At 39.8% G+C, this 3,097-nt stretch carries 3 protein-coding genes; 1 reads left to right on the top strand and 2 read right to left on the bottom strand.

From position 1 onward, the window contains the following. Positions 1–107 precede the first annotated feature (107 nt). Complete coding sequence (locus N824_RS19280; RefSeq protein WP_048905043.1) at positions 108–806, bottom strand: SDR family oxidoreductase; 699 nt, start codon at positions 804–806, stop codon at positions 108–110. 100 nt (positions 807–906) lie between these two features. Between N824_RS19280 and N824_RS19275 the strand changes: the two genes are divergently transcribed. After that, positions 907–1,317, top strand: a complete 411-nt coding sequence (locus tag N824_RS19275) for a helix-turn-helix domain-containing protein (RefSeq protein ID WP_048905044.1) — start codon at positions 907–909, stop codon at positions 1,315–1,317. 5 nt (positions 1,318–1,322) lie between these two features. On the opposite strand, the gene N824_RS19270 is transcribed toward N824_RS19275, so the two are convergent. Next, the coding region (locus tag N824_RS19270) for a S41 family peptidase (protein ID WP_048906795.1) at positions 1,323–3,097 on the bottom strand (1,775 nt) is incomplete at its 5' end.

Raw genomic sequence — 3,097 nt, 5'->3', positions numbered from 1 at the left:
ATCAACAAAGGGCTAGCTTAACAGCTAGCCCATATTTTTTTCCGGACAACAGTGAATTTATTTCAGCATGACGAGGTGCTTTAGTCCATTGTACGCTCTATATATGATTAAGCTTGTTTTAGAAATTGCTTTGAATCGCCCACTGGAACATCAAATTGATTTTTTTCCAGTGCTATAAGGAATTCGTCTGCCACTTCTTCTGGAGGAATGCCATTTGCACCGCCTATTTCCGCTGAAAATGCTGTATTTACCAGGGGAGGATACACTTCGTAAACCTGAACGTTTTTCTGCTCTTCATAAGTGGCTCTCAAGGCAGTAGTATAACTGTGTAATGCAGCTTTAGTAGCACTGTAAGTTGGCAGAAACTTGTGGCTCCTAAAAACCGCAATTGAAGAAACGTTTACAACTGCTGCTTCTGTTTTTTGTACCAGATGTGGTAGTAACAATTCTGTGAAATGGATTACCGCAAAATAATTGGTATTCATTTCAATTGCGGCTTTTTCGTGTGCATTGGTGGTTTCATTCAATAGATATCCAAAGGCTGCTCCAGCATTATTTATGATGATGTTCACATCCGGGTGATGTTCTTTTAGGTGTGCCGCAATACGAACCCTGTCAGCTTCTATCGATAAATCGCCTTGGATAGCAACAGCATTGTCTAATTCTTGTAAAGCATCCTGAAGGCGTTCTTCATTACGCCCGTTAATGATGATTTTGTTGCCTGTTGCATTTAATTTTTTAGCAATCGCTAGTCCTATTCCGGCGCTTCCGCCGCTAATGAATACTGTATTTCCTGTTGTTTTCATTGTTTATATAAATTTAATTCGTAAATTCGCTTGCATTTTGCAAGTACAAATATATGTATCAACTTGCAAAATGCAAGTGATTTTATAAACTATTTTTATTATGGATACAAAGAAGAGGTCGGATTGCCCTATTAGCTGCTCGCTTGATATCTGGGGAGACAAATGGTCGTTGCTGATCGTTCGGGATCTTATGTTTGCGAAACAGTGCACATACGGCGATTTTTTAAAATCGGGCGAAAAAATAGCAACCAATATTTTGGCCACCCGGTTACAAATGCTCGAAGAAAATGGGATTGTTGCCAAACTAAACCATCCCGACAGCAAGGCAAAAGTCTTGTACAAACTCACACAAAAAGGAATCGATCTATTGCCTGTAATGATCGAAATTAACCTATGGGCAGATAAATATTTGACCTTACCTGCTGAACAGAAAGCTTTGTTGAAGGAGGTAAAAAAAAATAAAGAAGCATTTATAAAGACTAGGATAAAGGAATTAAAAGAGACTTCCTAACACAATTACTTGCTCATCAAAATCAGTTTTTTAGCCGCTTCCAAGACCTCGTCTTTACCGGTTTGTATACCTTTAACGGTTGGTTTTACTACCTTGTCAATTCTTACTCCAACGCGTTGGGCATTTGTGCCGTCTGGATAATATATACCTAAACCCGAATACCAGGTTGTAATGGCGCCTGGTAAAGAAATGGGAGTGACGTTGCCATCAGCACCGGCAGACGGACTGCCTATAACAGTGGTGTTTGGAGCACTTTGCAGGGCCATTGTAACAAACTCCGAATTGCTCTGTGAATTTTCATTAACAAGCACTACCACTTTTCCCTTATAATAGTCTGTTGTTTTAATCCCGGTTTTCGCAGATTCCTCATATATAAACATACCAGGATTGCTGATAGACCGGCCAGTAAATTTTGCGAAAGTACTCGAGTCTGGTTTGAAATAGGCAACAAAGGTACGCTCCATTTCATCAACCGGATAGCCACGCATGTCAACAATAATCCCTTTTGTATCTTTAAATTTCGTTTTTATGCTGTCTAACATGGTGTTTTTATAAGCGCCACAATAAACGTAACCAATACCATTATTTATTAGTTGGTACGCGGGTTTATTAGATTGCAGGTAAACATCATTGGCTTTGCTTATTTCTAAGCCTTGTTGAACCACATTCATGGGTACGTTGTCTCTTATGATTTGTAGGTTAAAAGTGCTGTCTATACCTCTTCTCAGATAAACGCTACTCATGTCTCTTAATGCAGTGCCATGGTTTGAAGCAGGAGTAATGGGTAAGTATTTGTTTACTAACGATTGTACTTTCTCTCCGTTAATAGCAGTTATAATATCGCCTCGCGTTAGATTCTTACTAGCATCAAAGGTTTCTTTGAGAGAGCTTGTAACTATTAGCTGATCCCCGACAAACCCGGCATCAAAAGGCAATCTATATCTTCCCAGATCTTGTTCACGAACCTCACTTTCAATAAATGCATGTGAATCGTGGAGGCTTGCAATGAGTTTAACCATTGCCTTTACGTAGGCATGTTCATTGTCGGCTTTGATTACCTGAGGGATAAAAGCAGGAAGGATAGTGTTCCACTTCTCAGTAGTCAACTCTCTGTTTGGACAAAAGTATTGAATCATACTCCAGTAACGATAGAGCGCCAATAAGCGTAAACCTGCATCAGGATACCTCTTGTCTGCGTATTTGTTTTCATGCAAAAAAGAACTATTCCTTATATCAATCAGACCACCTACATAATAATGCGTTGTGATGTTTGTGTTCTTTAAAATGTAATCCAGTTTGGCCGAAAGCGTTTTGCTAAAGATTTTATTCTTGAATAAGCTCCCGTAATCAGGTCCAATGGTAATATTGGCAAGGCTAGGCAGTGTTTTGCAATCTGTGCAGGGCGGAACTTTGCCTAATTTATCAACCCATTTTTCCATCACCTGCGATAGCTGGATGTCGGTACTACAGCTAAGAACCTCAGGCAGTACACGAAAAAGTTCAGCATCCCAGTTATAATCACCATTGGCTATTGCCGGATGATGGTATTTTAGAAAACCCCATAATTCGCCCAGTAAGCTTAAGTTTTTTTGAATGGAGGGGGTTAAAGGAATAGTATCTATTCCAGAGCTTTTATTTAATAGTGTGTCTTTTAGTGCCTGGTATATATTAGCTTGTTGCTCCTGCGCTTCATCTATTGGCTTTTCGTCCAGATACAGACGCAAGCTATCAACCCAGACTGTGCCTTTGCCAGCCAGTACCGCACCAACATTTATGGCTA

Source organism: Pedobacter sp. V48, assembly GCF_000523515.1.
GTDB lineage: Bacteria > Bacteroidota > Bacteroidia > Sphingobacteriales > Sphingobacteriaceae > Pedobacter.
Note: the sequence above shows the minus strand (reverse complement) of the source record. Positions and strands in the feature narration are given on the sequence as shown.

What these genes read in the sequence shown, in the direction of transcription:
- N824_RS19280 (WP_048905043.1), bottom strand. Translation starts at nt 806, where the DNA reads ATGAAAACAACAGGAAATACAGTATTCATTAGCGGCGGAAGCGCCGGA.
- N824_RS19275 (WP_048905044.1), top strand. Translation starts at nt 907, where the DNA reads ATGGATACAAAGAAGAGGTCGGATTGCCCTATTAGCTGCTCGCTTGAT.